The sequence below is a fragment of the Leadbetterella byssophila DSM 17132 genome (genome assembly GCF_000166395.1).
GTDB classification, from domain to species: domain Bacteria; phylum Bacteroidota; class Bacteroidia; order Cytophagales; family Spirosomataceae; genus Leadbetterella; species Leadbetterella byssophila.
In genome coordinates this window covers 1,276,081-1,299,722 of sequence record NC_014655.1, presented here as the reverse complement: position 1 = coordinate 1,299,722, position 23,642 = coordinate 1,276,081, and the positions used below count along the sequence as shown (strand labels likewise).

General features: G+C 40.4%; 21 protein-coding genes. 8 read left to right on the top strand and 13 right to left on the bottom strand.

Annotated elements, in window-relative coordinates; genetic code table 11:
• Nucleotides 1-38 precede the first annotated feature (38 nt).
• Entirely contained in the window at nt 39-929 is an 891-nt protein-coding gene (locus LBYS_RS06235; RefSeq protein ID WP_013408026.1) for a pirin family protein, read from the top strand.
• Here the strand turns inward: LBYS_RS06235 and LBYS_RS06230 are convergent.
• From LBYS_RS06230 to LBYS_RS06220, 3 genes are all read right to left on the bottom strand, one after another.
• Nucleotides 901-1,728, bottom strand: coding sequence for a tyrosine-type recombinase/integrase (locus LBYS_RS06230; protein WP_013408025.1), 828 nt, complete (start codon nt 1,726-1,728; stop codon nt 901-903). The genes LBYS_RS06235 and LBYS_RS06230 overlap by 29 nt on opposite strands.
• A 69-nt stretch (nt 1,729-1,797) precedes the next feature.
• Nucleotides 1,798-3,006, bottom strand: a complete 1,209-nt coding sequence (locus LBYS_RS06225; RefSeq protein WP_013408024.1) for a BaiN/RdsA family NAD(P)/FAD-dependent oxidoreductase — start codon at nt 3,004-3,006, stop codon at nt 1,798-1,800.
• A complete protein-coding gene (locus tag LBYS_RS06220) occupies nt 3,007-3,480 on the bottom strand; it encodes a hypothetical protein (protein ID WP_013408023.1) in 474 nt (157 codons plus the stop codon).
• Between the two features lie 54 nt (nt 3,481-3,534).
• Between LBYS_RS06220 and LBYS_RS06215 the strand changes: the two genes are divergently transcribed.
• Genes LBYS_RS06215 through LBYS_RS06205 form a run of 3 tightly spaced genes read left to right on the top strand, consistent with a single transcriptional unit; the run spans nt 3,535 to nt 7,251 of the window.
• Nucleotides 3,535-5,655 (top strand): Tex family protein, encoded by a 2,121-nt coding sequence (locus LBYS_RS06215; RefSeq protein WP_013408022.1) that lies wholly within the window; start codon nt 3,535-3,537, stop codon nt 5,653-5,655.
• Between the two features lies 1 nt (nt 5,656).
• Complete coding sequence (locus LBYS_RS06210; protein ID WP_013408021.1) at nt 5,657-6,406, top strand: sulfite exporter TauE/SafE family protein; 750 nt, start codon at nt 5,657-5,659, stop codon at nt 6,404-6,406.
• Nucleotides 6,403-7,251, top strand: coding sequence for a serine hydrolase domain-containing protein (locus tag LBYS_RS06205; RefSeq protein WP_013408020.1), 849 nt, complete (start codon nt 6,403-6,405; stop codon nt 7,249-7,251). The genes LBYS_RS06210 and LBYS_RS06205 overlap by 4 nt, the downstream gene beginning before the upstream one ends.
• Here the strand turns inward: LBYS_RS06205 and LBYS_RS06200 are convergent.
• Genes LBYS_RS06200 through LBYS_RS06190 form a run of 3 tightly spaced genes read right to left on the bottom strand, consistent with a single transcriptional unit; the run spans nt 7,234 to nt 9,247 of the window.
• Entirely contained in the window at nt 7,234-7,764 is a 531-nt protein-coding gene (locus tag LBYS_RS06200) for a DinB family protein (protein WP_013408019.1), read from the bottom strand. The genes LBYS_RS06205 and LBYS_RS06200 overlap by 18 nt on opposite strands.
• Nucleotides 7,761-8,639, bottom strand: coding sequence for a 1,4-dihydroxy-2-naphthoate octaprenyltransferase (menA, locus tag LBYS_RS06195; RefSeq protein ID WP_013408018.1), 879 nt, complete (start codon nt 8,637-8,639; stop codon nt 7,761-7,763). The genes LBYS_RS06200 and menA overlap by 4 nt, the downstream gene beginning before the upstream one ends.
• Nucleotides 8,639-9,247 carry a glutathione peroxidase gene (locus tag LBYS_RS06190; protein ID WP_013408017.1) on the bottom strand — a complete coding sequence of 203 codons (609 nt, stop codon included), beginning with the start codon at nt 9,245-9,247 and terminating at the stop codon, nt 8,639-8,641. Before LBYS_RS06190 ends, menA begins: the two co-directional genes overlap by 1 nt.
• A 107-nt stretch (nt 9,248-9,354) precedes the next feature.
• On the opposite strand from LBYS_RS06190, the gene LBYS_RS06185 reads away from it, so the two are divergent.
• A complete protein-coding gene (locus LBYS_RS06185; RefSeq protein WP_013408016.1) occupies nt 9,355-10,164 on the top strand; it encodes a mechanosensitive ion channel family protein in 810 nt (269 codons plus the stop codon).
• 34 nt (nt 10,165-10,198) lie between these two features.
• Here LBYS_RS06185 and serA read toward each other — a convergent pair whose 3' ends face one another.
• Nucleotides 10,199-12,121 carry a phosphoglycerate dehydrogenase gene (serA, locus tag LBYS_RS06180; protein WP_374750205.1) on the bottom strand — a complete coding sequence of 641 codons (1,923 nt, stop codon included), beginning with the start codon at nt 12,119-12,121 and terminating at the stop codon, nt 10,199-10,201.
• Between the two features lie 92 nt (nt 12,122-12,213).
• A complete protein-coding gene (locus tag LBYS_RS06175; RefSeq protein WP_013408014.1) occupies nt 12,214-12,456 on the bottom strand; it encodes a hypothetical protein in 243 nt (80 codons plus the stop codon).
• Between LBYS_RS06175 and LBYS_RS06170 the strand changes: the two genes are divergently transcribed.
• From LBYS_RS06170 to LBYS_RS06155, 3 genes are all read left to right on the top strand, one after another.
• Nucleotides 12,455-13,438: a tetratricopeptide repeat protein gene (locus LBYS_RS06170; protein ID WP_041823463.1), complete on the top strand. Its 984-nt coding sequence runs from the start codon at nt 12,455-12,457 to the stop codon at nt 13,436-13,438. The two genes, LBYS_RS06175 and LBYS_RS06170, sit on opposite strands and share 2 nt — an antisense overlap.
• On the top strand, nt 13,435-14,013 hold the full coding sequence (locus LBYS_RS06165; protein WP_013408012.1) for a Crp/Fnr family transcriptional regulator: 579 nt from the start codon (nt 13,435-13,437) through the stop codon (nt 14,011-14,013). Before LBYS_RS06170 ends, LBYS_RS06165 begins: the two co-directional genes overlap by 4 nt.
• Before the next feature lie 342 nt (nt 14,014-14,355).
• Nucleotides 14,356-15,714, top strand: coding sequence for an acyl-CoA dehydrogenase family protein (locus LBYS_RS06155; protein WP_013408010.1), 1,359 nt, complete (start codon nt 14,356-14,358; stop codon nt 15,712-15,714).
• A gap of 53 nt (nt 15,715-15,767) precedes the next feature.
• On the opposite strand, the gene LBYS_RS06150 is transcribed toward LBYS_RS06155, so the two are convergent.
• From LBYS_RS06150 to LBYS_RS06130, 5 genes are all read right to left on the bottom strand, one after another.
• Nucleotides 15,768-17,249 carry a RagB/SusD family nutrient uptake outer membrane protein gene (locus LBYS_RS06150; protein ID WP_013408009.1) on the bottom strand — a complete coding sequence of 494 codons (1,482 nt, stop codon included), beginning with the start codon at nt 17,247-17,249 and terminating at the stop codon, nt 15,768-15,770.
• A gap of 21 nt (nt 17,250-17,270) precedes the next feature.
• Entirely contained in the window at nt 17,271-20,435 is a 3,165-nt protein-coding gene (locus LBYS_RS06145) for a SusC/RagA family TonB-linked outer membrane protein (RefSeq protein WP_013408008.1), read from the bottom strand.
• A 313-nt stretch (nt 20,436-20,748) separates the two neighbouring features.
• Nucleotides 20,749-21,366 carry an L-threonylcarbamoyladenylate synthase gene (locus LBYS_RS06140; protein WP_013408007.1) on the bottom strand — a complete coding sequence of 206 codons (618 nt, stop codon included), beginning with the start codon at nt 21,364-21,366 and terminating at the stop codon, nt 20,749-20,751.
• Nucleotides 21,356-22,657, bottom strand: a complete 1,302-nt coding sequence (locus LBYS_RS06135; RefSeq protein ID WP_013408006.1) for an amidohydrolase — start codon at nt 22,655-22,657, stop codon at nt 21,356-21,358. Before LBYS_RS06135 ends, LBYS_RS06140 begins: the two co-directional genes overlap by 11 nt.
• Nucleotides 22,658-22,661: 4 nt before the next feature.
• On the bottom strand, nt 22,662-23,516 hold the full coding sequence (locus LBYS_RS06130; protein ID WP_013408005.1) for a glycerophosphodiester phosphodiesterase family protein: 855 nt from the start codon (nt 23,514-23,516) through the stop codon (nt 22,662-22,664).
• Nucleotides 23,517-23,642: the final 126 nt, after the last annotated feature.

Genomic DNA, 23,642 nt, shown 5'->3' with positions numbered 1-23,642 from the left:
ATCTTTCTTTGCAAATTGTCTAAAATTTCGCACATGGTATGTCTAATGTAAGTTTAATAATAGAAGAGAGGGCAGCAGATATAGGCAACTTCAAAGTTGGTCGTCTGCTGCCCTTTCGTCAAAAAAGGATGGTAGGGCCCTTTGCATTCATAGATCATATGGGTCCTGCGTATCTGAAGGATTATCAAAATCTGGATGTTCCTCCCCATCCTCATATTGGCTTATCCACTTTGACTTATCTTTTTGAAGGTGTTGTTCTACACAAAGATAGTTTAGGGACAGAAGTGGAAATCAAACCGGGAGCTGTTAACTGGATGACTGCAGGTAGGGGAGTAGTGCATTCTGAACGAACTCCTCCGTACTTGAGGTCTTCTGAGAAAGTACTGCACGGCTTACAGATTTGGGTGGCTTTGCCTAAAGATTTAGAGGACATGGAGCCTTCCTTCCATCATATTGATGCAGATGAACTACCTGCTTGGGAAGAGCAGGGGGTAAAATATAGGTTAGTGGCTGGTGAAGTCATGGGTAAGAGATCCGGAGTTCCTGTATACAGTCCTTTGTATCTCATAGAAGTCAAAGCAGAGAGGGATGCAGATATAGAAATAGGCTCTCAACTATTTGGAGAGAGTGCGCTTTATATATTAGAAGGTGAAGTTCGCTCCGGGGAATATGTATACCACCCAAAGCATATATTAGTGGCAAACGATGCAACCTTATGCACTTTCCAAATGAAAGCAGGTAGTACAGTTTACATTTTCGGGGGAGAGCCTTTTCCGGAAGAACGATTTTATTTCTGGAATTTTCTTAGTTCTTCTAAAGAAAAGATAGAAAGGGCAAAGGAAAAGTGGCAAAAGAATGAATTCCCTCCCGTTCCCGGTGAAACAGAGAGAGTGCCACTTCCTATATCAAATCTTCGTAAGGAGACCTGATGTTTTGTAACTCAATCTTTGCAAATGTGGCATAAAAGGAAGTAGTTTGAATATTACTATGTCCTAAGATCTTTTGCAAATGATTGATGGAGATACCATTTTCCAGAGAATGCACAGCAAAACTATGTCTTAAAGTGGTCAGTTTGGCCGCTTTTTCTATTTTTGCCTCCTTCAAAGCTTTTTGAAAAACCAACTGTATATTCCTGGCTGAATAATGTCCTATACCACCAGAACCGGGGAAGAACACATCGGAGGGCTTATATTTTTGTTTGTATTCTTCTATCAGTCCGTTTAAAGCGGGGCTAAGGCGCAGTAGGCGACTTTTCTTTGGCTGGTCTGCATCAATCTTTATGGTATTATTTTCTGTGTCTATGTCACCTACCTTCAAGTTAATGGCTTCATTGACTTTGAGACCATTATTATAGATCATGATCAGGAGCAATTTATGTTTCAGGTTTTTAATGCTGCTGAACAAGGTTTGCAGCTCAGATTTGCTCAGGATCTCAATGGTCTGCTCTTCTTTGATCTTACCGGTGGCTTTGATGTTTAGCTTGCGGTTATAGATCTTGTCAAAGAATAGGATAATGGCTTTTCCGGTCTGCGCAGCTACCTGAGGGTTAGTTTTCTTGCTAAGGTTAAGGATGTATTCCGAAATCAATTCATCAGTGAATTTATTTTGAGGATAATCCCGGAAATTATTGTAGAAAACGAAAATAGCATTTCTATACGCAGCTATGGTCGCAGAATTGTATTTACCTTTTTTTAAAAGTTCGGTAAATCTTTCTATTAAATGGGTCACAGTCTAAATGGTTATAAGTAAGTATTCAAAATTAGAAGTTTCCATTGATAATGTAGCATATTTTAGTGGTTATTTCTTTGAAACATCACTAGAAATAATCCAACCTGCCGTCCATGCTGCCTGGAAATTAAATCCGCCGGTGATAGCATCAATGTTTAAGACTTCACCACCAAAATACAAATTTGGGTACTGCTTGGAAGCAAAAGTTTCTACATGAATCTCATCCAAACTAACCCCTCCAGCAGTTACGAATTCCTCTTTAAAGGTACTCTTCCCGCTTACTTTGTACTTTGCCGCTGTCAGGTTTTCTAATAGCTTGGCAATTTGCTTCTTGCCTGCTTCTGCCCCTTTTTGAAATTCTCCTATACCTGACCTTACACAAATATAGTTCCAAAATCTTTGGGTTAAAGTGCCATAAGGCAACATTCGCACATTTTTTTTCGGATTTTCAGCAAATTTTGCTTTTAAATCAGCTTCCACCTTCCTAATATCCTTCTCAGAGAGCCAATTTACCTCTAAATCAAACTGATAATCTTTTTCTTTTAGAGCGTATGCCCCCCAAGCGGATAGTTTTAAAATAGCAGGTCCTGAGAGCCCCCAATGTGTTATTAATAGAGGTCCATTTTGTAGGATTTTGCCTGCCCTTACTGTGGCATTGGGAAAACTGATACCCTGAAGTTCGTGCAATTCAGGCTCGGGAATTTGAAATGTAAACAGTGATGGTACTTCTGGTTCTATTTTGAAATTTAAGTGGTGTAGGGCAGACCATATCCTACTGTCACTGCCTGTGGCAATGAGCAGTCGCTTAGCTTTAAAGATGCTATCATCAGAACAATGAATGATCCAGAGTTCGCCGTCTCTCTCAAGATTTTCCACCCTAGTCTTTAAAAACAAATCTACGCCTTTTGCAAGACGTAGAAAGCAATCAATTATACTTTGTGAAGAATCAGAAACGGGAAATACTCTTCCATCTTTCTCTGTTTTTAGTTTGACACCTCTTTTTTCAAACCAGGAATAGGTGTCCTTAGATCCAAAGGTCTGGAACGCAGTTTCCAAAAAATCCGCCCCTCTGGGATAATTTTTAGAGAGAATTTTGGGGTCCGTTTCTCCATTGGTCACATTACATCTTCCCCCACCTGAAACCTTTACCTTCTGGAGAACCTTGCCCTGCTTCTCTATGATTCCTATCTTCAAATGGGGCGCTTTTTCTTTAGTATTGATGGCTGCAAAGTAGCCTGAAGCACCACCCCCTATGACTAAAAAGTCATATATATCCATTTACCTGTTTTTTTCTATCAAAGATAAGCGCTCAGTGCGTAGGGCAGAAATGATTTCTTCAAATCCCGGTAAAGTGCTACCATATTCAAAGCTTACCTTCTTCACTTTTCCGTCCTTAAACTTAAGGCTTAACCATTCTGCACCTCCGTCTGCGCAGTCCGGACACCCGTAGACTTCATTTAATTTTAGAAAATCTGATTTCTTGAATTTCTTGAAAATCTTTTTTATGGCATCTAATCTTTCACTTGCGTCTGCACTCGAAGTTTGTAGGTCGCCCCCTCTCTCTGAAACTCCTTTCTGGATAAGTGTGACTTTTTCTCCTGAGATTACCAGTTCATTATGGCATTTGCCTACGCACATCCCAAAAGATTGCCCTGACTTAACTTCCGCAATGTCATTAATCAATGGAGCTAAAACAGAGTCTGATTGACACGAAAATGCAAAAAAGATTAAGGCATAGAATAGATTTTTCATAGTTACATTTGTGTTTCTGAAATTATAGACTTGAATTAATAGAAAAAGGTTGGAATGACTACAGCACAGTTACAATATATTTCTGAATTATTAAATGTTAGCATTCAGCAGATAAGTAAAACCGTGGAGCTACTTGAGGCCGGAGGGACAGTGCCATTTATAGCCCGGTATAGAAAAGAAGCTACAGGTAGTTTGGACGAGGTCCATATCCTGGAAATCAAGAAGTGGAACGATAAAATGAAGGAAGCTGACAAAAGAAGAACAGCCATCCTTGAATCTATTGAAGCCCAGGGAAAACTAACTTCTGAACTTCGAAACAAACTAGAGAAAACCCTTTTGCTTGCTGATTTAGAGGAGATTTACCTTCCGTATAAACCTAAGAAGAAAACAAGGGCTTCAGTAGCCATGGAGGCCGGACTGGAACCATTGGCAAAATTAATTTTTGATCAGAGGGAAAGAAATCTAGAATCTATAGCAGGAAGATACCTGAATGACAAGGTGAAGTCAGTGGATGAAGCGCTTGCAGGAGCTAGAGATATCATAGCGGAATGGATTGCAGATGATTTGGAGTGCAGGAAAAGAGTTAGAAGCATCTACGAGAGGACGGCATATGTGGTTTCTAAAGTAAAGAAAGGGAAAGAAGAGGAGGGCTTGAAATTCAAAGACTATTTTGATTACGAAGAGGAAGCCAAAAGGATTCCATCTCACAGATATCTTGCCATAAAGAGGGGAGAGGAAGAAGGCATATTAAAAGTAGGTTTAGAGATTGAAAAAGAAGATGCTGAAAACCAATTGCAAAGACTCCTTCTTAAAGGCCTTCCTGAGGCAAAAGAACAGGTAAATTTAGCACTTACAGATGCCCTTAAAAGGTTGATGATGCCTAGTTTAGAAAAGGAATTTGATAATGCGCTCAAAGAAAAAGCAGATAAGGCTGCCATTGAGATATTTACTACTAACCTTAGGCAATTGCTATTAGCTGCTCCTATGGGGCAAAAGCGTACGATGGGTATAGATCCTGGCTTCCGAACAGGCTGTAAAGTGGTTATTTTAGATGCACAGGGGAATCTCATGGCGGATGATGTGATATATCCTACATTTAAAGCGCAAGAAGCTGAAGCTAAACTTCTTCATCTGTGGGAAAAGCATAAGACAGAAGTAATAGCCATAGGTAATGGTACTGCGGGGAGGGAAACTGAGCAGTTTGTCAAAGATCTTTTAAAAAGAAAACAGCTTCCCCAGAAGGTTATTATGGTTTCTGAGCAAGGGGCCTCTATTTACTCTGCCTCAGAAGTGGCTAGAGAGGAGTTTCCAGAAAAGGATTTAACGGTTAGAGGTGCAGTTTCTATTGGAAGACGCTTAATGGATCCATTGGCTGAATTAGTAAAAATAGATCCAAAATCCATAGGCGTGGGACAATACCAGCATGACGTTAACCAAAAGGAGCTAAAAGAATCCCTAGACGCCGTAGTCGAATCTTGTGTAAACTTAGTGGGAGTAGAGCTCAATACCGCAAGTAAACATCTATTAAGTTATGTGTCGGGAATTGGACCATCCATAGCTCATAATATAGTAGAGTTTAGGGCTTCTAATGGGAAGTTCAAGTCTAGAAAGGACCTCAAGAAAGTTCCACGATTAGGAGAAAAAGTGTTTGAGCAAGCTGCCGGTTTTTTAAGGATACACGGAGCGGAACACCCTTTGGATAACACCGCAGTACATCCGGAATCCTATCATTTGGTAGAAAAAATGGCCAAAGATTTAAAAGTGGATCTCAAATCTTTCATTGCTTCTAAGGAATTGCAGGAAAAGGTGGATATAAAGGCCTACGTTACAGATAAAATAGGTCTTCCTACCTTGAGAGACATTATGGAAGAGATTAAGAAGCCGGGTAGAGATCCTCGTGAAGCTTTTGAAGCCTTTGAATTTGCTGATGTGAATAGCATAGAAGACTTAAAAGTAGGAATGATATTGCCGGGAGTGGTTACGAATATCACTGCCTTTGGATGTTTTGTGGATGTGGGTGTACATCAGGATGGACTGGTACATGTATCGCATTTGGCTAATAGATTTGTAAAGGATCCAAATGAAGTGGTTAAAGTGCATCAAAAAGTGAAGGCAAAGGTTTTAGAAGTTGATGTTCCTAGAAAGAGGATCAGTTTAAGCTTAAAAGAAGCTTAGCATGGAGGAGTTGTTACAGTCTCCTTCTGCATGGGCATTGTATTTCCTTTGTGCCATGCTAATAGGCATGTCAAAAACCGGAATAATGAATATAGGGACTCTGACTGTCCCCATTTTCGCTTGGATATTCGGAGCTAAATATTCTACCGGTATAGTACTAATACTGCTGTGCTTTGCGGATACAATTGCAGTAATTTATTATCGAAAAGCCTTTTTGTGGTCGGAAGTCAAAAAACTATTACCTATGGCTTTATTAGGCTTAGGGATAGGTTTGATATCCGGCAATTACGTAAACGATAAGGTATTCAAGGTCATGATCAGCGTATGTTTGCTTCTAGGAGTTGTCATTATGGTGCTGACTGAAAGAAGTGATAGATTTCGTCAGACCGTGGAACATCCCTGGTATTCACCCTTATTTGGTTTGATCATGGGATTTTCAACCATGGTAGGAAATGCTGCAGGACCGGCATTGTCCGTATATATGTTATCTAAAAAACTGGATAAGGTTACCTTCACGGCAACTTCTGCCTGGTTCATTATGATTCTAAACTTTACTAAGATCCCCCTTCAAGCTCTGGTTTGGAAGAACCTAACCTGGGAGGGGATTTGGCTGAATATCATGGGATTACCTTTTATCCTATTGGGTGGTTTTTTAGGGATTAAACTTTTGAAGATCCTACCAGAAAAAGAATACAGGCAATTAATTCTAGCCCTAGTGGTGATATCTTCCTTATTCCTGATGTTGAGATGAGAACCTACGCTTTGATTTCTAAAGGAAAGCTGATCGAGAAAGAGGGCTCATTTGTAAATCGCTACCGACTTGCATCTTTAAGTAAGCAGTTTACCGCCGCCGGAATAATCAAATGGGATATAGATGTAGATATTTCAAAATTCTTTGATGGATTTCCTTCAGGGATTACCATTAGAGACTGTATACTGCATACCTCCGGATTGCCAGATTATGAAGATTTCTGGACTTCAACGGAACAGATAGTAGATAAAGGAGTAGTGGAGATCTTGAAAGACCATGCTTCGGAGCGGTTCTTTTTATCCGGACAAGGGTTTCGTTATAACAATGGAGGTTATTGCGTCTTGAGGGAGATTATGGAGCAGCAGGGAGGTTTTGAAAGCTATATGCAGGAGCATATCTTTTCGCCCTTAGGAATAAGTGGTGCCCGTTTTTACCGTGTCGGCGTGCAGATTGAAAATCGTGTTTTGGGCCGTGCAAAGGAAGGTGAAAAGATAGTAGAAAGGGATCAGTCGCCCACTTCTGCCACTCAGGGTGATGGTGGATTGTATATGAATATGGAGGAATATCTTCGATGGCTATTTTCAGTACAGCCTTCTCCCATTCAAACACCCGCAGAAGGAGGCTTATCTTACTCTTTAGGATGGTTTGTTACTCCAGAGGGGCATTTGCTGCATACAGGCTCAAGCTGTGGTTTTAGCCACGCTGTTCGTATGGATTTAAAGGAAATGGATGGCTTTGTCTATTTTTCTGCTCTGTCAGATGATCATCAAGGGGCAGTTGAATTAGAGAAGAAGTTCGACCAGTGGATACCCTATACCGCATTGGCATTAAGCCTTACCAGATAATAATGGATAGTATCTCTCTTCCAAAATCCACTGATGATGGAGAGCATGTCCAATGATCACAAATCCCAAAGCACCTACCAGAATATTCTTCCCATTTGCTATTCCTTCTTGCAGTAGCGTTTCTTCGCTGAAGGAGCGGAAGAGATAGATCGTGGATTTCCTTACACACTCAAATTCCTCCATAAGATCCGAGTAAGATCTCTGGTGGGCTAAAGAATTTGCAGCGTAAATATTTTCATCAAAGCCCGGTAAAGATGCCTTCTCCTTTCTGCTAAAACACAAAGCTCGGTAAGCCATGATTCTTTCCGTATCAATGCAATGCTGTAAAATCTCTTTCCCTATCCATTTACCGGGTGCATATACCGCATCTCCTAATTCTTCTAATTTATCCAGATCAAAGATCTTAGTAGGACAGAAATCTTCCAGACTAACTAATAAATTTAAATCAGAAGGAATTCCATTGATGTAGCGATCAAAGAATTCGGGTTGGTAGGGAAGTTCATTTACTTTCATCTGAAGATTAAACTTAGGCCAAATACGATAACGAAAAACAAAGAGGTCAAGGAAAGTGTCTTCAAGTAAGGGTCTGGATTTTCAGACTTTGCAACTTGAAACCCATTCAAAAGAATAAGCGGGAAACTTAGTAAATAATACCAGTTGCCATTCTTCAGATCTATATAAAGCCAGGCACAGAACATCGCTAAAGCCAGCAAGAGGAAATGGTAGTAAATGGTCCCTTTTCTACCTAATCTTACCGCTAAGGTTATTTTACCGGCCTTTTCATCTGATGTCCTGTCTCTAAGATTATTGATATTCAATACTCCGGTAGCTAAGGCTCCACATGAGATGGCAGGTAAGGCTATTTCCCATTCCAAATGCAGAGTATACAGGAAGTAACTGGCAATGACCGCCGTCAAACCAAAGAAAAGGAAAACAGATATATCTCCCAATCCCTGATAGCCGTAAGGTCTCTTACCTGCGGTGTAGGTATAAGCTGCTCCAATGGCCAAAATACCTAGAGATAGGAAGATCTTAAAGTATTTAGACTCAAAACCGCCAAAAGAGGTATACAATAGCCAAAGCCCGCTTAGAAAGGCAGCCAAGCCGGTAATACAGATGGCTATAAACATTTGCCTTCTGCTAATCTCTCCGCTCTGCACCGCACGTGCAGGGCCTATCCGATCTGAAGAATCAGCACCATTCTGAGTATCTCCATAATCATTGGCGAAATTGGACATCACTTGGAGTAATATAGTGGTTATGACGGCCCAAAGAAAAACATCCCATCGGAACATGAAAACACTTTGGGCTAAAAAGCCTCCCATTAATATACTTGACAAGGCCAGGGGTAAAGTTCTTAACCTGGCGGCAGATATCCATTTCTTCATTAAACTCCTACAGCCTTCCGGAATTGCTCATTATCCGGAGTTATCTTTGATTCAAAAAAGTGCGTTAAGTTGCCGTTTTCGTCCACCACGTATTTGCAAAAGTTCCAGGTAGGTTCTTTATCGTTCCATCCGTTTAAGTCCTTTTCACTTAACCAGCGATAGAGAGGTGCCTTATCTTTTCCTTTTACGTCTACTTTAGAGAACATCTTGAAAGTAACGCCATAATTTCTCTGGCAAAATTCTGCAATTTCCTCGTTACTTCCGGGTTCTTGGCTCATAAAATTATTAGCAGGAAAGCCCAAGACGGCAATTTTATCTCCATACTTTTCATGAAATTTCTGCCACTCTGCATATTGTGGAGTAAAACCGCATTTCGAAGCAGTGTTGATGATAACCACTTTTTTGCCTTTGTAAACAGACAGATCTACAGGATTACCCTCAAGATCATCTACTGTAAAGTCATAAAAGGATCCTTTGTGTGTAAAATTTTCTTCCATAGTGCTTATACCGTTCTTCGCAGAAAAGATATTCTTTATCAAACCAATATTACTTAGTACCAAGGCGGCTACCGCTCCGGATACAATTACGATTAACCAGGTTTTCATCATCGCATGTTTTTTAGTCAAAGGTAGAATTTACTAGCCTTAAAGTTAATGTTTTCACGTGACTTATTCTTCATAATAGGGTCATAAGTAAAATAAATTCACATTAACATATGGAAACCTTACTTACAAAGACGGATTATGCCCTTCAAAAATTGATGGATTTTGCTCCCATTTTGCTTGTATCCATACTGACCTTGATTATTGGATTTTGGGTTGCAAACAAAGTTGGCTCCTTAATACGGAAAGCCTTAAAAAGCAGAGGAGTGGATTCTACTATAGTACCTTTCTTAAGTTCTATGCTTGTGGTCCTGATAAAGGTCTTAGTAGTGATCTCTGTTGCGGAGAGATTTGGTGTAAAGACTGCATCCTTCATAGCGCTTTTAGGTGGAGCAGGTTTAGCCATTGGGCTAGCTATGCAGGGATCTTTGCAGCATTTCGCCTCAGGTGTAATGATTTTAATCTTTAAGCCTTACAAGGTAGGTGATTTGGTTGATCTAAAAGGAACTTTCGGAAATGTGGAGGAGATCCAAATCTTCAATACAGTAATTCGTACCCCAGATAATAAGAGGGTAGTAATTCCGAATGGAATAGCCACTAGTGATGTCATGACTAACTTAAGTGCCAATGGCAAATTAAGAGTAGACTTAACCGTGGCCATGCCTTATGAGGAAGATTTTGATAGGGTGAAATCCATTATTCGAGGTGCATTAGACGGGGTCGATTCCAGATTGTCAGATGAACCTACTATAGAGATACAGAAATTTGCGGAGAATGCGGTTTTATTAGACGTTCGTCCTTTCGCTACAGATAAAACCTACTGGGATGTATACTATAAATCCTACAAAGAAATCAAGAAAGCCCTTGGAGAAAACGGTATACGTGTGACGTATCCGGTCGAGTTACAGAAGACTTGGGCATAAAAAAAGGCGCTACAGAAAAGTAGCGCCTATATAATTAGAACAACATACGGAAACGAATAGTTTCCTCTATGCTCTTTAGGTCCTGTACAAATTCCCTGGAATAAGATTTTTCAATATCAACGATCACATATCCAATTTCCGCGCTCGTTTTCAAATACTGACCGCGAATGTTGATATGGTGTTTCGCGAAAATATTATTCAATTTCGCTAAAATTCCTGGTACATTTTTATGGATATGCAATAGACGATGGGAATCGTGTAATAATGGCAAACTGAGTTCAGGGAAGTTCACCGTTCCTGTAGTACTTCCGTTATTAATGTATTCCAAAAGTCGCTCAGGTACATAATTTCCTATTCCTTCTTGCGCTTCTTCCGTAGATCCACCTATATGAGGTGTAAGTATGACGTTTTCCAAACCCATGAGTTCGGATTTGAAAGGCTCATGATTTGTTTTTGGCTCATGAGGAAATACGTCTACTCCGGCACCTCCCACTTTTCCTGATTTCAAAGCCTGCACTAAAGCAGGGATATCTACCACATGACCTCTGGAGAGGTTTAAGAAGATGACTCCATCCTTCATCTGATTGAACTCTTTCTCACCGATAAGATGGGTGTTAGATTCTCTACCGTCTATATGTAAGGAGACTATATCCGCCACTCTAAAGACATCTTCCATACTGCGGCATTTCTTCGCATTGCCTATCGGCATTTTGTCGGCAATATCATAGAAATAAACTTCCATTCCTAAAGCTTCCCCTAGAACGGAAAGTTGTGTACCAATGTGCCCATAACCTATCATTCCCAGTTTTTTGCCTCTAACTTCAAAACTGTTAACGGCAGATTTATCCCATTTCCCTTGGTGCATACCGGTACTTTTTACAAATACCTTACGAATCAGCATGATCATCTCTCCGATCACTAATTCTACCACCGAACGGGTATTGCTATAAGGGGCGTTGAAAACACAGATACCTCTTTTTTCAGCTTCTTTCAGATCTATTTGGTTAGTTCCAATGCAGAAAGCTCCTATGGCTAAAAGTTTTTCGGCATGTTCCAGAACTCTCTTCGTGATTTGAGTTTTGGAACGGATACCTATGATAGAGACGTCTTTGATCTTTTCACAAAGTTCATCTTCATCTAGAGCCCCTTTTAGGAATTCCACATTGAATCCTTGTTCTTCAAAAGCTGCTTTTGCAGCAGGGTGAACGTTTTCCAAGAGGAGCACTTTGATCATGCTCTTTGGATAGGAGTAGCCTCTGGGTAATTGGTTATAGAAAAGGAATTCGTCCAGACTTTTGATGACAAAGTCAGCAACTGAAGTAACAGAACTTCTTTCCACGTTTTCTATAAAGGCATAAAACCTCTGGGCAAGGCCATGCTTCTTGATCTCAAAATCCGTAAATCCATCTCCTATGACAGAAACATGTCCATCTAAGTTCAAGAACTTAACTACCTCTATTTTACCACCAGTTTTGGAAAGAGGATTAGACTGATCTACACCGACAATATCTCCCGTCTCATTGTAGATAAAGGTATTGGCGTAGACATTCTCCGGTTTAAGTCCCAAGTGTTTGGCTATAGGAACAATGAAATCTTTAAATCCACTGGAAATGATCAGAATTTGATCTGCAAATTCTTTAAGGAAGGCCCTGTTCCTATCAAATGAGTCAGTTATATTTTCTTTGAGGAACTCAATTAAAATATCAACATGGCTTTTGTTAGCTTTCAGTAAGGCCAGTCTCTGCGTGAGGGATTCAGAAAAGGATAGCTCTCCCGCCATACCTTTGTCTGTTAATTCTTTTATTCTCGCTACTTTGCTCTCTCCCTCAGGATCTGATTTTAGGGCTATAGCGGCTAACTCATCTAGACCTTCCACCTTCGTGATGGTGCTGTCAAAGTCGATGAGGAAGTACTTTTTTGGTTCTGTTATCACGGTGAAATCCAAAAGGTTATTCAACCCATAAATTTAAGCATCTATTGTAGATATTTTTTGAATGGAATTTTATAATCCCGAATATCTACTATAAAATGTTTAAAAATCAATACAGATTAATCTATTGAATCCAGTATTTCATCAAAATCCTCATGCATTTCCTGGAACCTTTGCATGACCTTTTTCATAAAAGTATCCCCTAACATTTCCTCTACATCATCCTCTCCGGATACATCTAATTCAGATACTTTGTAAATTTGTTCTAAGTTACCTGCTTCAAATTTTATAATGTACTTATTATTAGCGGAAAATAGTGTGGCTGCACAGTAATCATTTTCAATGTTCTTAACGAATCTCATGAGAATAGTTTTAATCGTTTTTTGTATATTATTGACTAACGTTTCCTGCAAAAATAGAAAAGAATCTGCGGAGTTTTTTACGAGGGGAAATTTTCATTTTAAAAAGAAAGAGTTTGACAAAGCAGAGCACTTTTTTTCTGAAGCCATCAAGAAGGATCCTGAATTAGCAGATGCCTATAATAACAGAGGTTTGATTTACCTTCAATGGGGTAGGCTAGAGGAAGCCGGAGACGATTTCAAGAAGGCAGTTGAACTGGATAGAACCTTCACGGATGCCCATTTTAACCTTGCTAAGTGGTATTCTGAAACCGGGAATACGGAGAAAGCTCAATCTCTTTTAGACGGATTACAATCCAAATTAGACACCTCCTCTTCCTACTGGAACGCGGTAGGACAAAACTACATTCTACAAAACAAGTTTCAAGAAGGGGAGGAGCGCTTGAAAAAGGCCATCGAATTGTCGCCTCAGTACGTGGAGGCCTTGACTAATTTAGGCTATGTGTATCTGGTTCAATACAGGGATAAAGAAGCGGAAGTGGTTCTGGATAAAGCTTTGGCTATCCAACCGGACTTCGTTTATGCTCTAAACAATAGGGCGGTGCTTTATGGAAGGAAAAGGGAGTTTGAAAAAGGCTTAGAACTCTTACATAAGGCAGAGAAGAAAGATCCGCAGGCCCTATTTGTTTTGAATAATTTGGTATTATTTAATATTGAGTCTGGTAAGGCAATAGAAGGAGAGAACATCCAGAGAAGGGCAGAAGTTCTGGATGAAGAAGATCCCTATGTCAAGAGAAATGCAGGTTTGATTTTGTTCCAAAAGGGCTTATATGCGGAAGCCATGAAGGTTTGGGAAGAAATAGAGAGGACTCATCCTGAGGTAGATTATCTGTATTATTTCCTAAGCAAAGGTGCGGTTAAACTGGGTCAGTCAGCCGACAAATACATTAAAATGGCACAATCATTAAAAGATCCCTGGATATGAAGTTGCAGGACTATCTGATAGAAAGAGCAGGTTTAACTGTAGAGGAGGTGAAGGGCTTAGAGCCATTTATGCAAAGGAAGACCATACAAAAAGGGGAGTTCGCATTACGTGCCGGTGAAATCTGTGAAGAATCCTTATTTATAGAAGAAGGGTTGCTACGTTTTTATACAATAGACAATGGCGGAAAAGAGCATATCGTCCAATTTGCTCCGGAAGGCTGGTTCTTAGCGGACAGAGCTTCCATCTTTTTTCATTCCCCTACAGAATATTTTATAGATGCCATAGAAGAAACGAAGGTGGCCTTCTTGAGCCAGGATTTTATGTGTCAGGCTGCAGTAGGGACTAAGAGCTTTGCCCAATATAATGAAACGCTATTGCAAAGGCATATAGGCCAATTGCAACACAGAATATCCATGCTGATAGGAGCCAGTGCAGAAGAGCGTTATTTGGAATTTGTGAAGACCTATCCTGACCTCATGATGAGGGTACCACAGTGGATGATTGCTTCTTATTTGGGAATAACTCCTGAGAGTCTTAGTAGGGTGAGAAAGGAACTTTCCAAAAAAGGGTTATAGGCCCTTCTTTTAATCACTGCTCAAATACTGGTTTCTTAATAAAATAGGCTCATAGACCGTATTAGAACTCCCATCTAATTTCACTAATACCAATAGAAAAATTTTCAAATGGTATGGTGTACTCTAAGCGTACAAGGCTTTTGTAATCGTACAATTCTGCGCTATAATTTTCTGATCCCTTTAGAAATAATTTCTTATTACAGTTTCTACTTTTTTGCTCAAACGCAATAGGGCTATTATACGGATCCATTTAAATACACTACAATTACCTCCGGATATCTGCATAAGTCCTAGGATTTGCCCCAGAGATTTCGCAATTTGTCTAAGCAAAATCCTTATGAAATGAGTATAATCCAAGACATCAGGCAGGTGATTGCCCTGCTGAAGCAAGTCGATTTAAAGCAACTGAAAGCCTTAAATGAGAAAGTAGATTTGGCTGGAGCCATGCAGCAATTGAGTAAGATGGATGCGGCCCAACTACAAGGTCTCATGAAGATGCTGAATTCCGGTGGCAAGAGGAATAAACCCTTACCGGAGCCTAATCCGGATTTCTATGAATTGAGTGATAAACTTACCGCCGAGCAAAGGGCCCTCCAATTGAAAGTTCGGGAATTTATGGAAACGGAAGTAGCGCCTATTGTGAATGAATATTGGTTAAGGGATGAGTTTCCTTTTGAACTGATTCCTAAAATGGGGGATCTAGGGCTAGCAGGAGTTACATTTGAAGGGTATGGATGTCCTAATTTACCTTATATGATGGAAGGAGTGCTGGCTATGGAGATGGCTCGGGTAGATGCATCCATTGCCACCTTCTTCGGTGTACAAAGTGGGCTCAGTATGGGTTCTATCTATTTATGTGGTTCAGAGGAACAGAAACAGGAATGGCTTCCGAAAATGAATAGAATGGAAAAGATAGGGGCATTCGGTTTGACTGAGCCTGAAGTGGGTTCCGGAGCTGCCGGTGGACTTACTACAACTTGTAAGCAAACAGCTGACGGCTGGGTATTGAATGGACAAAAAAAGTGGATAGGCAATGCCACCTTTGCTGATGTGATTATCATCTGGGCCAGGGACGTAGATAGTGGGGAGGTGAAAGGTTTTTTAGTAAGGAAGGAGAATCCTGGTGTTCATGTGGAAAAGATAAAGGGGAAGATGGCTCTTCGTATCGTTCAAAATGGTCTGATTACTTTGAAAGATTGCATAGTGGAAGAGAAAGACAGGCTCCCTCATGCAAACAGCTTTAAAGATACTGCAAACGTATTACGAATGACTAGGGCGGGTGTAGCATGGATGGCGGTAGGCTGTGCACGGGGAGCCTATGAAAATGCTTTGGAATATACTAAAACCAGGAAGCAATTTGGTAAGCCCATTGCCTCTTTTCAGTTGATCCAAAATCACCTAGTAGAGATGATTTCTAATCTGACGGCTATGCAAACGTTGGTTTATCGCTTATCTGAACTGCAGGATGAAGATAAATTGAAAGACGAACATGCCTCCTTAGCTAAGGTGTTCTGTACACTTAGGACCAGGGACATTGTTAGAGGAGCGAGAGAAGTAATGGGAGGCAATGGTATACTTCTGGATTATAATGTAGCCAGGTTCGTTGCAGATGCTGAAGCCATATACTCTTACGAAGGGACCAAAGAAATCAATACACTGATTGTGGGTAGATCCATCACAGGATTTAGTGCCTTTGTATAAAAAAAGCAACCCTACCGGAGGGCAGGGTTGCTTCTATTTTTGTAAGGCGTGAGTTACAGAGGGTTCTGTACTACAACACCGTTAGTTCTCTTGATTTCCTCGTCAGGAATAGCCATCTGCCATCTCTTATCATCTGGCTCAACAGTCATTAAGCCGTTAGTATAAGTTGCATTATGGTTACCACCTGTTCTATCCAGTTTTAAACCTCTTCTCTTCAAGTCGTAGAAACGGAATCCTTCGCCCCAAAGCTCGATTCTTCTTTGAGTTAGGATCTCATCCAATAGTTCTGCGCCTGTTTTAGTAGATTTGGTATAAGCTGGATCACGAGTGATCACTAGGTTATACAATACTTCAGCTGCTTCTGCATCTTTTCCTTGTGCGGCAAGAGCTTCAGCTTCGATCAAGTACATTTCCGCTGCACGCATGTAAGGAATATCACCTACTGAGTTTGCAGGATCGTTAACTAAGAACTTCTTGTGCATGTACGGGAATCTTTGGTAAGAGCTTGACGGCATAGTCCATGCAGTTCCTGTAGGATCGAACAAAGTCTTTCTAATATCTGTAGCTGATATTTTATCGTACAGTTTAGAGAAGATCAATTTAGGGTTTGTTCTGATTACAGTAGAGTTGAAATTATGAGAAATGTAAGCAAAATACGAGTAGAAATAGTTCGTCTCAGCAGTGATGATTCTAGAACCCCACATCCACTCGTTATTCTCGTAGTTATTGAAACCTTTCACGTAATCTGCAGAGCTCATTAAAGGATATCCTGCACGAGCAGCGCGAGCAGCTTCAACAGCTGTAGCCCAATCTTGTTTCGTTAAGGCAACTCTAGCTTTAATACCTTGAGCTACGTTAATATCGAAGTGCGATTTTGCATTTCTCTTGAATCCAGATGAGTTAAACAAAGCGATAGCTTCGTTGATATCTGCATCGATTTGAGCGTACACCTCTGCTACAGTGCTTCTAGGAGCAGGAGTCGTAGAAGGAGTAAGGATTAGAGAAACACCTAGGTCAGAGTTAGGTTGACCAGCAACATAACGCTTACCGAACAATTGTACCAACTGGAAGTAAGAGAAGGCACGGTATGTCAAAGCTTCAGCTTTGATAGCATCCTTATCTTTTTGTTCACCCACTGCATTGTCAATGTTCGCGATGATCATGTTCGCGTTACCGATCAATGCATAGTGGAAGCCCCAGTGATATAGGTTAGCATAGTGAGAAGGGTTATTGTTGCTTAACCACTGATACTCGCTTCTTAACCAGCTACTTGCGGTGTTAGGGAATACTAAGTCCTCTCCGTAGATATCGACTTTCAACATATTACCTGCGTAACCACCTTGCGACTGTTGGCCGTAGATCTGAGACCACATATAACGGTGCATACCGTTCACTGCCGCCCAAGCATTCTTGGTGGTAGCGAAAGCATCCGCTGTGGAAGTTTTGTCCGTCGGTTTTGTTTCTAAGAACTCTTGCTTACAAGAGCTGAACATTCCTGCGGCAATTAGGGATATTGCTAATACTTTTAATTTCATGATGTCTGTGTTCCTTAAGAATTAAAAACCAACCTTGATACCTGCAGTGTAAACTTTGTTAAAGTTATAACTGTTATCCACGGTTCCGTTAAAGCTACCTGTAACGTTCATACCTCTTCTAGCAGAACCCAAGTATAGGTTTTCACCCGTAACGTAGATCTGAGCATTCTTAGCTTGGATGGCTTTCGCCCAGCTAGCCGGAATGTCATATCCTAGAGTGATGTTGTTCAACTGGAAATAAGAAGCAGAAGTTAACCAACGAGTAGAACCTCCACCAAAGTCAGCTGTTCTAGCGTTATCCAAACGAGGGATGTTAGAGTTTTTATTCTCTTCTGTCCAACGACCTAAGATGTCTTTGTGCATAGAGTTACCGTAAGTTCCAGAGTGCATCAACGATCCGTAAACAGAGTCATAAACTTTACCACCCACTTGGAAAGTGAACAATACGCCCAAAGAGAATCCTTTGTAACGGAAGTTGTTGTTCAATGATCCGTAGAACTTAGGAATAGATGATTCACCAGAGAATCTATAGTTAGCTTCACCAATAACTGTAGTTAAAGTATCTCCGTTTACAATCTTTGTGTTAGCAGTGATTTGGTTAGTTTTATAAAGTGCTTGACCAGATTCTGCATCTACACCCGCATATTCTCTCAAGTAGAAGTCATAAATTGAACGTCCTACTTCATATGCTTTAGTACCATTGATGATTAATGGTTGATCATCTGGCATCTTAGTGATTTGGTTTTTGAAGGAAGTCAAGTTAAGGGTTGCATCATAAGTGAAGTCACCCGATTTTACTACTCTTCCGTTTAGAGATAATTCAATACCTCTGTTATATAGACTACCGATGTTTTTGTTGATGCTAAATCCACCAGATCCGGTTAAACCACCGTTTTGGAATGGAACAGGTACACCAAAGATCAAACCGTCAGTTACTCTATTGAAGTATTCCAATGATCCTGTAAGTCTCTTGTTGAAGAAACCGAAGTCCACACCGATATCGAAGTTTTTACCGGTTTCCCAAGTTAACTCAGGGTTAGGAATGTTTTGCTGTAAGAAACCAGGTACACCGTTATTGTTGTAGCCCAATTGATAAAGCGCATGGTAAGGATAGTAACCTACACCGGCATCATTACCTACTTGACCGTAGCTAGCACGAAGTTTCAAGATATCAATATCAGGAGCATTGAAGAAGCTTTCTTTCTTAATGTTCCAAGCACCACCTAGTGACCAGAAGTTAGCCCAACGAACATCTGGAGCAAAACGAGAGTTACCATCACGACGGAAGGATACGGATCCCATATACTTACCATCATGATCCCAGTTCAAACGTGAGAAATAAGATTCAATTCTGTAGTTGTCCTCATATGCACTCAATGAAAGTACTTCAGAGAAGTTAACTAATTCAATTACACCGTCAACTACTTGACCTGAACGTCCACCTCTTAGGTAGTTATACTTATATTGATAAGCTTCGTGACCTAATAGGAAGTTGAAGTTGTTTTTACCAACATTTTTCTCGTATTCTAGTAACTGGTTCCAAGTAATGGAACGAGTTCCGTCAAATTGATTGTAAGCTCTACCAGAAGGAGCGCCGTCACCTAATACTGCGTTATCAAATTCGCGAGTATTGATGGTTTCGTAGTCCATTGATAAGTTAGTAGTGAATTTCAAATCTTTTAAGATATTGATGGTAGCAAAAGTTCTACCACCTATTGCACTACGTGTAACCAAAGTTTCATCTAATTCATTTTCCCAAATGCTATGACGTCCACCAGAGAAAGGACGTAAGTCACCACGGTCATATTGTTTATTACCGTTTCCATCCAGTGCATAAGTACCATCAGCATTATGTAAGTGGATAGGGAAGATAGGACCAGCAAAACGAGTGTAGAAGAATGGGTTGATATAAGAAGAGCCGGAGAAAGAAGAAGGCCCGCTTCCTAATCTATAAGTACCGCTTAAGTTAGCTCCTAATTTTAAGAACTTAGTAACTTGAGATTCAGCTCTTAATCTACCTGTCCATCTCTCTAAGCTAGATTTTTGAATAAAACCTTCTTCTTTCGTGTAACCAAGAGATGCGTAGTAGTTGTTTTTGTTAGTACCACCATCGTAGCTTAGATTGTAGTTTTGTCTACTCTTGCCACCGTTTTCTACCGCGCTAGCCCAATCCAAATCTTCTGGATAAAGAAGTTTAGCAGCTGGGTTCAATTTTCCGTCAACACCTACGATTTGGTTGTTAGGCACATTGAACGGGTTGTAGTTTAACATGCTGTAGATACCCTTGTAGCTAGAACCATTGTATGAGTCTAATTGACCAGATGCAATTTGGTTAGCAATGTTCATAGGGATCTTTTGACCATACGCTAAAGCGTTACGGTAAGCTTCCCACTGTAAAGGATAATACTCTTCAGCATTTACAAGGTCATACTCAGGAAGACCTCTTGCAATCACCCCAGCAGACGCATGGAAATTGAAGTTTTGTTTTCCTGTCTTACCTTTCTTGGTAGTAATCATTACCACACCGTTTGCTCCTCTTGAACCATAAATGGCAGTGGTAGAAGCATCTTTCAAAACGCTGATGGTTTCGATGTCATCAGGGTTGATGTTTGAAGAACCCGCATCGTAAGGAACGCCGTCCACTACATACAAGGCATCATTTGAAGCGTTGATGGAACCAAAACCTCTTACTCGAATGCTCGGAGCAGATCCTGGAGCACCACCTGCACTAGTGGCTTGTATACCCGGTGCAGCACCGATAACCGCATTCAAGGCGTTAGCTGTAGGACGTAAGGCAATCTTATCAGCACCGATCTGAGCAGAAGCACCTACGTGCTTGTCAGCAGAAATAGTACCGTAACCGATTACAAGTACCTCCTCTAGCATCCTTTCATCGGATTTTAGAGTTACGTTAACCGTCGTTTTTCCGTTAACAGCTACTTCCTGACTCTCAAAACCAACTGCCTTGAAGACAAGAGTAGCTCCAGATGGAACGTTACGGATAACATAGTTACCTGAGGCATCAGTAGACACACCATTGGTGCTACCTTTGACCATAACACTTACGCCGGGAACTCCCAGCCCATCGTCGGCGGCTTTCACCACCCCGCTTACTTCTGTTTGTGCATAGGCCAAATTCAGACCTATGATCACCATTACAAAAAGTAACGTAATCCTTTTGATCATAAAAAGTTTATGTTTAAATTGGTTAATGTACAAAATTGCTAAAGAGTCTTCAATATTGCAATATGCAATTAGCGATTATGAGTAAAATCTTTAAAAAATATTAGAAAAAATCAGTAAAACTACAAATTCGCTTATTAACTAATTGTTTAATTTTAACTATGATAGGTTAAAATTTGGTAATATTTGAAACTGCCCAAATTTTTTTGGGTTAGCGAAAAAAATATATGCTTTAATTTGGATTTTTCTACTACCTCTGACTTTGAGTAGTTTAGATGAAGATGATTTTCACTCGAAGAAGTCTCTGTGCAAAGACTTACTGGAACTCGCCTAGTCCCTCTCTGATCACTTCGAAATGGTCCGGATCCGTGCAGTCTACTATAGTAGACGGGACAATTCCACACCATCCACCATCTATAATGATGTCTGCTAAGTACATGTTTTCTTCATAGATCACTTCTATCTCATTCGGGTATTCGCGTATATCATCGTACTTAACAGAAGTGGTAATGATAGGTCGCCCTAATTCTTTGATTAAAGTTTGAGGGATCATGTGGTCAGGAACCCTGATTCCAATGGTCTTTCTACTGGTTTGTAGCAGCTTGGGTAATTCGTTCGTTGAAGGTAATATAAAGGTGTAAGGGCCAGGTAAGTACTGCTTCATAGTGCGAAAGGCCTCGTTAGAGACCTTCGCATAGGTAGCAATATCACTAAGATCATGACAAACTATGGAGAATTTGTTCTGATTGGGTTTGATCCCTTTGATCTTGCATAGTTTTTCAACCGCCTTATTGTGATAAGAATTACAGCCCATGGAATACACCGTATCCGTAGGATATATGATAATACCCCCATCCATTAAACATTCTACAACCTGTTTAATTTTTCGCATATCGGGGTTTCCCGGGACTATTTCTATCAGCTCAGCGGCCATGTAATTCTGCGTAATTTAAAACTAGATTACAAAATGTTCTAACTCCATTTTTGAATCCTGATTCATCAAGATAAAAATCAGGGGTATGGTGTGGTGCGGCCTTCTCTATAGGAGTTTTAGGATCACGTCCACCTAAGAAAAAGAATAGGCCCGGCACCTTTTCTTGGTAGTAAGAGAAGTCTTCCGCTCCCATAACCACAGGAACCTCTTGAACCATATCTTTACCTACGGTTTCAATAAAGGTAGGTACCATTTTTCTGGTTAGTTCTTCGTGGTTCATGGTGACCGGATATCCCGGTATGATCTTAACTTCAGCCTCACATTGATTAGCTTCCGCAATATTCTTCACTATACCTTCTATTCTCTTATGTACAAATATTCTCTGTTCACGGGTAAGCGTTCTGATGGTACCTATCATCTTAACAGATTCAGGGATGATATTATGTCTGATTCCCCCATGTATGGCTCCCACCGTAACTACAGCCGGTGCTTCAATTAGCTTTACATTTCTAGATACTATGGTTTGTAGGCCGTTTACAATTTGAGAAGCCGTTACTACCGGATCTACACCATCCCATGGGTATGCCCCGTGCGTTTGCTTCCCTTTTACTACTATCTCCATCTCATCTACTGCAGCCATAGTTGGGCCGGGCTTATAGGAGATCATTCCCGCAGGAGTGGGAGAGTTGATATGTAAACCGAAGATAACGTCCACTTTTGGATTTTCTAAAACCCCGGCTTTGACCATGCCGTCTGCCCCAAATGGAACACTTTTATCCTGTACTCCTTCTTCAGCCGGTTGGAAGATAAACTTTACAGTTCCAGGTAAATCCTTTTTCATTCCTGCTAGGATCTCAGCTACTCCCATTAATATGGCTACATGCGAGTCATGACCACAGGCATGCATTACACCTGTTTCTTGCTCATTATATATAGCTTTGACCGTAGATTTAAAAGGTACATCTACTCTTTCTGTAACCGGTAAAGCATCCATATCAGCTCGCAGGGCAACAACCGGCCCGGGCTTTCCACCCTTTAATATCCCAACCACGCCGGTAAACGCTACCTTTTCTTGAACTTCTATACCCAATGAGCGCAAATGATCAGCAACGATTTTTGCCGTCCTTACTTCCTGGTTACCTAGTTCAGGATGTTGATGGAAATCCCGTCTCCACTGAATGACCTTGGATTCTATTTTATCAGACTCGGCAATCACTCTTTTCTTCAAGGCATCTTGAGCCATGAGGGTAGAGGAGGAGGAAAGTAGAGCAAGTAGGAGTAGTTTTTTCATTTTCTTAGGGTTTGATCACACTATAGACCGCCTCAGGACGATCCGTAGATAATATATCCACACCCAAATCTATGTAATTTTTGTAAACTTTATTTCCTTGAGCTGCTGCTTTTTTATCTAAGTTACCCAATACTCCTAAGATAGTAGGAATGCCTTTACTATGAAGGAATTCAATTAATTCTGCTTTGGGTTCATGCGTACCAATGAAGGCCACCATGTTTTTATCAGGTATACCTAATGCATTTAACCTTTCATAGTCTTCTACTTTCATTATGGTGACAGAGATCATCAAGCCCGGATGTAGGTCGTAAACGGTTTTTGCATCCGTAGCATTATAAGTAATGATGATACTGTTATTTTCAGATTTCGTCTTAACCACTTCATCAATCACTTTTTTGAACGGTGTTCCTCTTTTTACATCTAAAGTAAACAGAACTTTGTTCTTACCCCATTTTAGGGTTTCCATCAGTGTAGGTACTTTGTAGGGAGTTAATGTGCCAAAGTTATCTTTAAGTTGCAGGGTCTTAATATACTCCCAAGATTTTTCCTGGATCTTGCCGGAGCCTGTGGTAGTCCTTTCTAGTGTATTATCATGCATAAGATAAAGTACCGAGTCTAATGAGATGGCAATATCACATTCGATAATGCTAGGCATCATCTTAGCGAAATGTTGGAAGGATTCCAGACAGTTTTCCGGGTAATTAGGTATCTCTCCACCTCCACGGTGAATAGAAATCATAGGGTAAATCGAACTTCCCGGACTTAAATGCGTTGATAAGTTGGAAGGTGTTTTTACATACGGTGCAGAAGTTCTACAGGCAGTAAAGGCAATCAGTAATAATATAAAGTATTTCTTCATGAGACATTTATTTGGGGCAAAATTACCTAAGTATGCCTATAATAAGTGGAAAATCAGGGATTAATTGAGGAAATTTCCAAAAATATTGGTTGGTTTGAAAATATGTTTATATATTTGCACCTCGAA

Bases quoted from the DNA above. Each gene is read 5' to 3' on its own strand.
- LBYS_RS06235 (WP_013408026.1), top strand. From the start codon at position 39: ATGTCTAATGTAAGTTTAATAATAGAAGAGAGGGCAGCAGATATAGGC.
- LBYS_RS06225 (WP_013408024.1), bottom strand. From the start codon at position 3,006: ATGGATATATATGACTTTTTAGTCATAGGGGGTGGTGCTTCAGGCTAC.
- LBYS_RS06220 (WP_013408023.1), bottom strand. From the start codon at position 3,480: ATGAAAAATCTATTCTATGCCTTAATCTTTTTTGCATTTTCGTGTCAA.
- LBYS_RS06215 (WP_013408022.1), top strand. From the start codon at position 3,535: ATGACTACAGCACAGTTACAATATATTTCTGAATTATTAAATGTTAGC.
- LBYS_RS06210 (WP_013408021.1), top strand. From the start codon at position 5,657: ATGGAGGAGTTGTTACAGTCTCCTTCTGCATGGGCATTGTATTTCCTT.
- LBYS_RS06205 (WP_013408020.1), top strand. From the start codon at position 6,403: ATGAGAACCTACGCTTTGATTTCTAAAGGAAAGCTGATCGAGAAAGAG.
- LBYS_RS06200 (WP_013408019.1), bottom strand. From the start codon at position 7,764: ATGAAAGTAAATGAACTTCCCTACCAACCCGAATTCTTTGATCGCTAC.
- menA (WP_013408018.1), bottom strand. From the start codon at position 8,639: ATGAAGAAATGGATATCTGCCGCCAGGTTAAGAACTTTACCCCTGGCC.
- LBYS_RS06190 (WP_013408017.1), bottom strand. From the start codon at position 9,247: ATGATGAAAACCTGGTTAATCGTAATTGTATCCGGAGCGGTAGCCGCC.
- LBYS_RS06185 (WP_013408016.1), top strand. From the start codon at position 9,355: ATGGAAACCTTACTTACAAAGACGGATTATGCCCTTCAAAAATTGATG.
- LBYS_RS06170 (WP_041823463.1), top strand. From the start codon at position 12,455: ATGAGAATAGTTTTAATCGTTTTTTGTATATTATTGACTAACGTTTCC.
- LBYS_RS06175 (WP_013408014.1), bottom strand. From the start codon at position 12,456: ATGAGATTCGTTAAGAACATTGAAAATGATTACTGTGCAGCCACACTA.
- LBYS_RS06165 (WP_013408012.1), top strand. From the start codon at position 13,435: ATGAAGTTGCAGGACTATCTGATAGAAAGAGCAGGTTTAACTGTAGAG.
- LBYS_RS06155 (WP_013408010.1), top strand. From the start codon at position 14,356: ATGAGTATAATCCAAGACATCAGGCAGGTGATTGCCCTGCTGAAGCAA.
- LBYS_RS06150 (WP_013408009.1), bottom strand. From the start codon at position 17,249: ATGAAATTAAAAGTATTAGCAATATCCCTAATTGCCGCAGGAATGTTC.
- LBYS_RS06145 (WP_013408008.1), bottom strand. From the start codon at position 20,435: ATGATCAAAAGGATTACGTTACTTTTTGTAATGGTGATCATAGGTCTG.
- LBYS_RS06140 (WP_013408007.1), bottom strand. From the start codon at position 21,366: ATGGCCGCTGAGCTGATAGAAATAGTCCCGGGAAACCCCGATATGCGA.
- LBYS_RS06135 (WP_013408006.1), bottom strand. From the start codon at position 22,657: ATGAAAAAACTACTCCTACTTGCTCTACTTTCCTCCTCCTCTACCCTC.
- LBYS_RS06130 (WP_013408005.1), bottom strand. From the start codon at position 23,516: ATGAAGAAATACTTTATATTATTACTGATTGCCTTTACTGCCTGTAGA.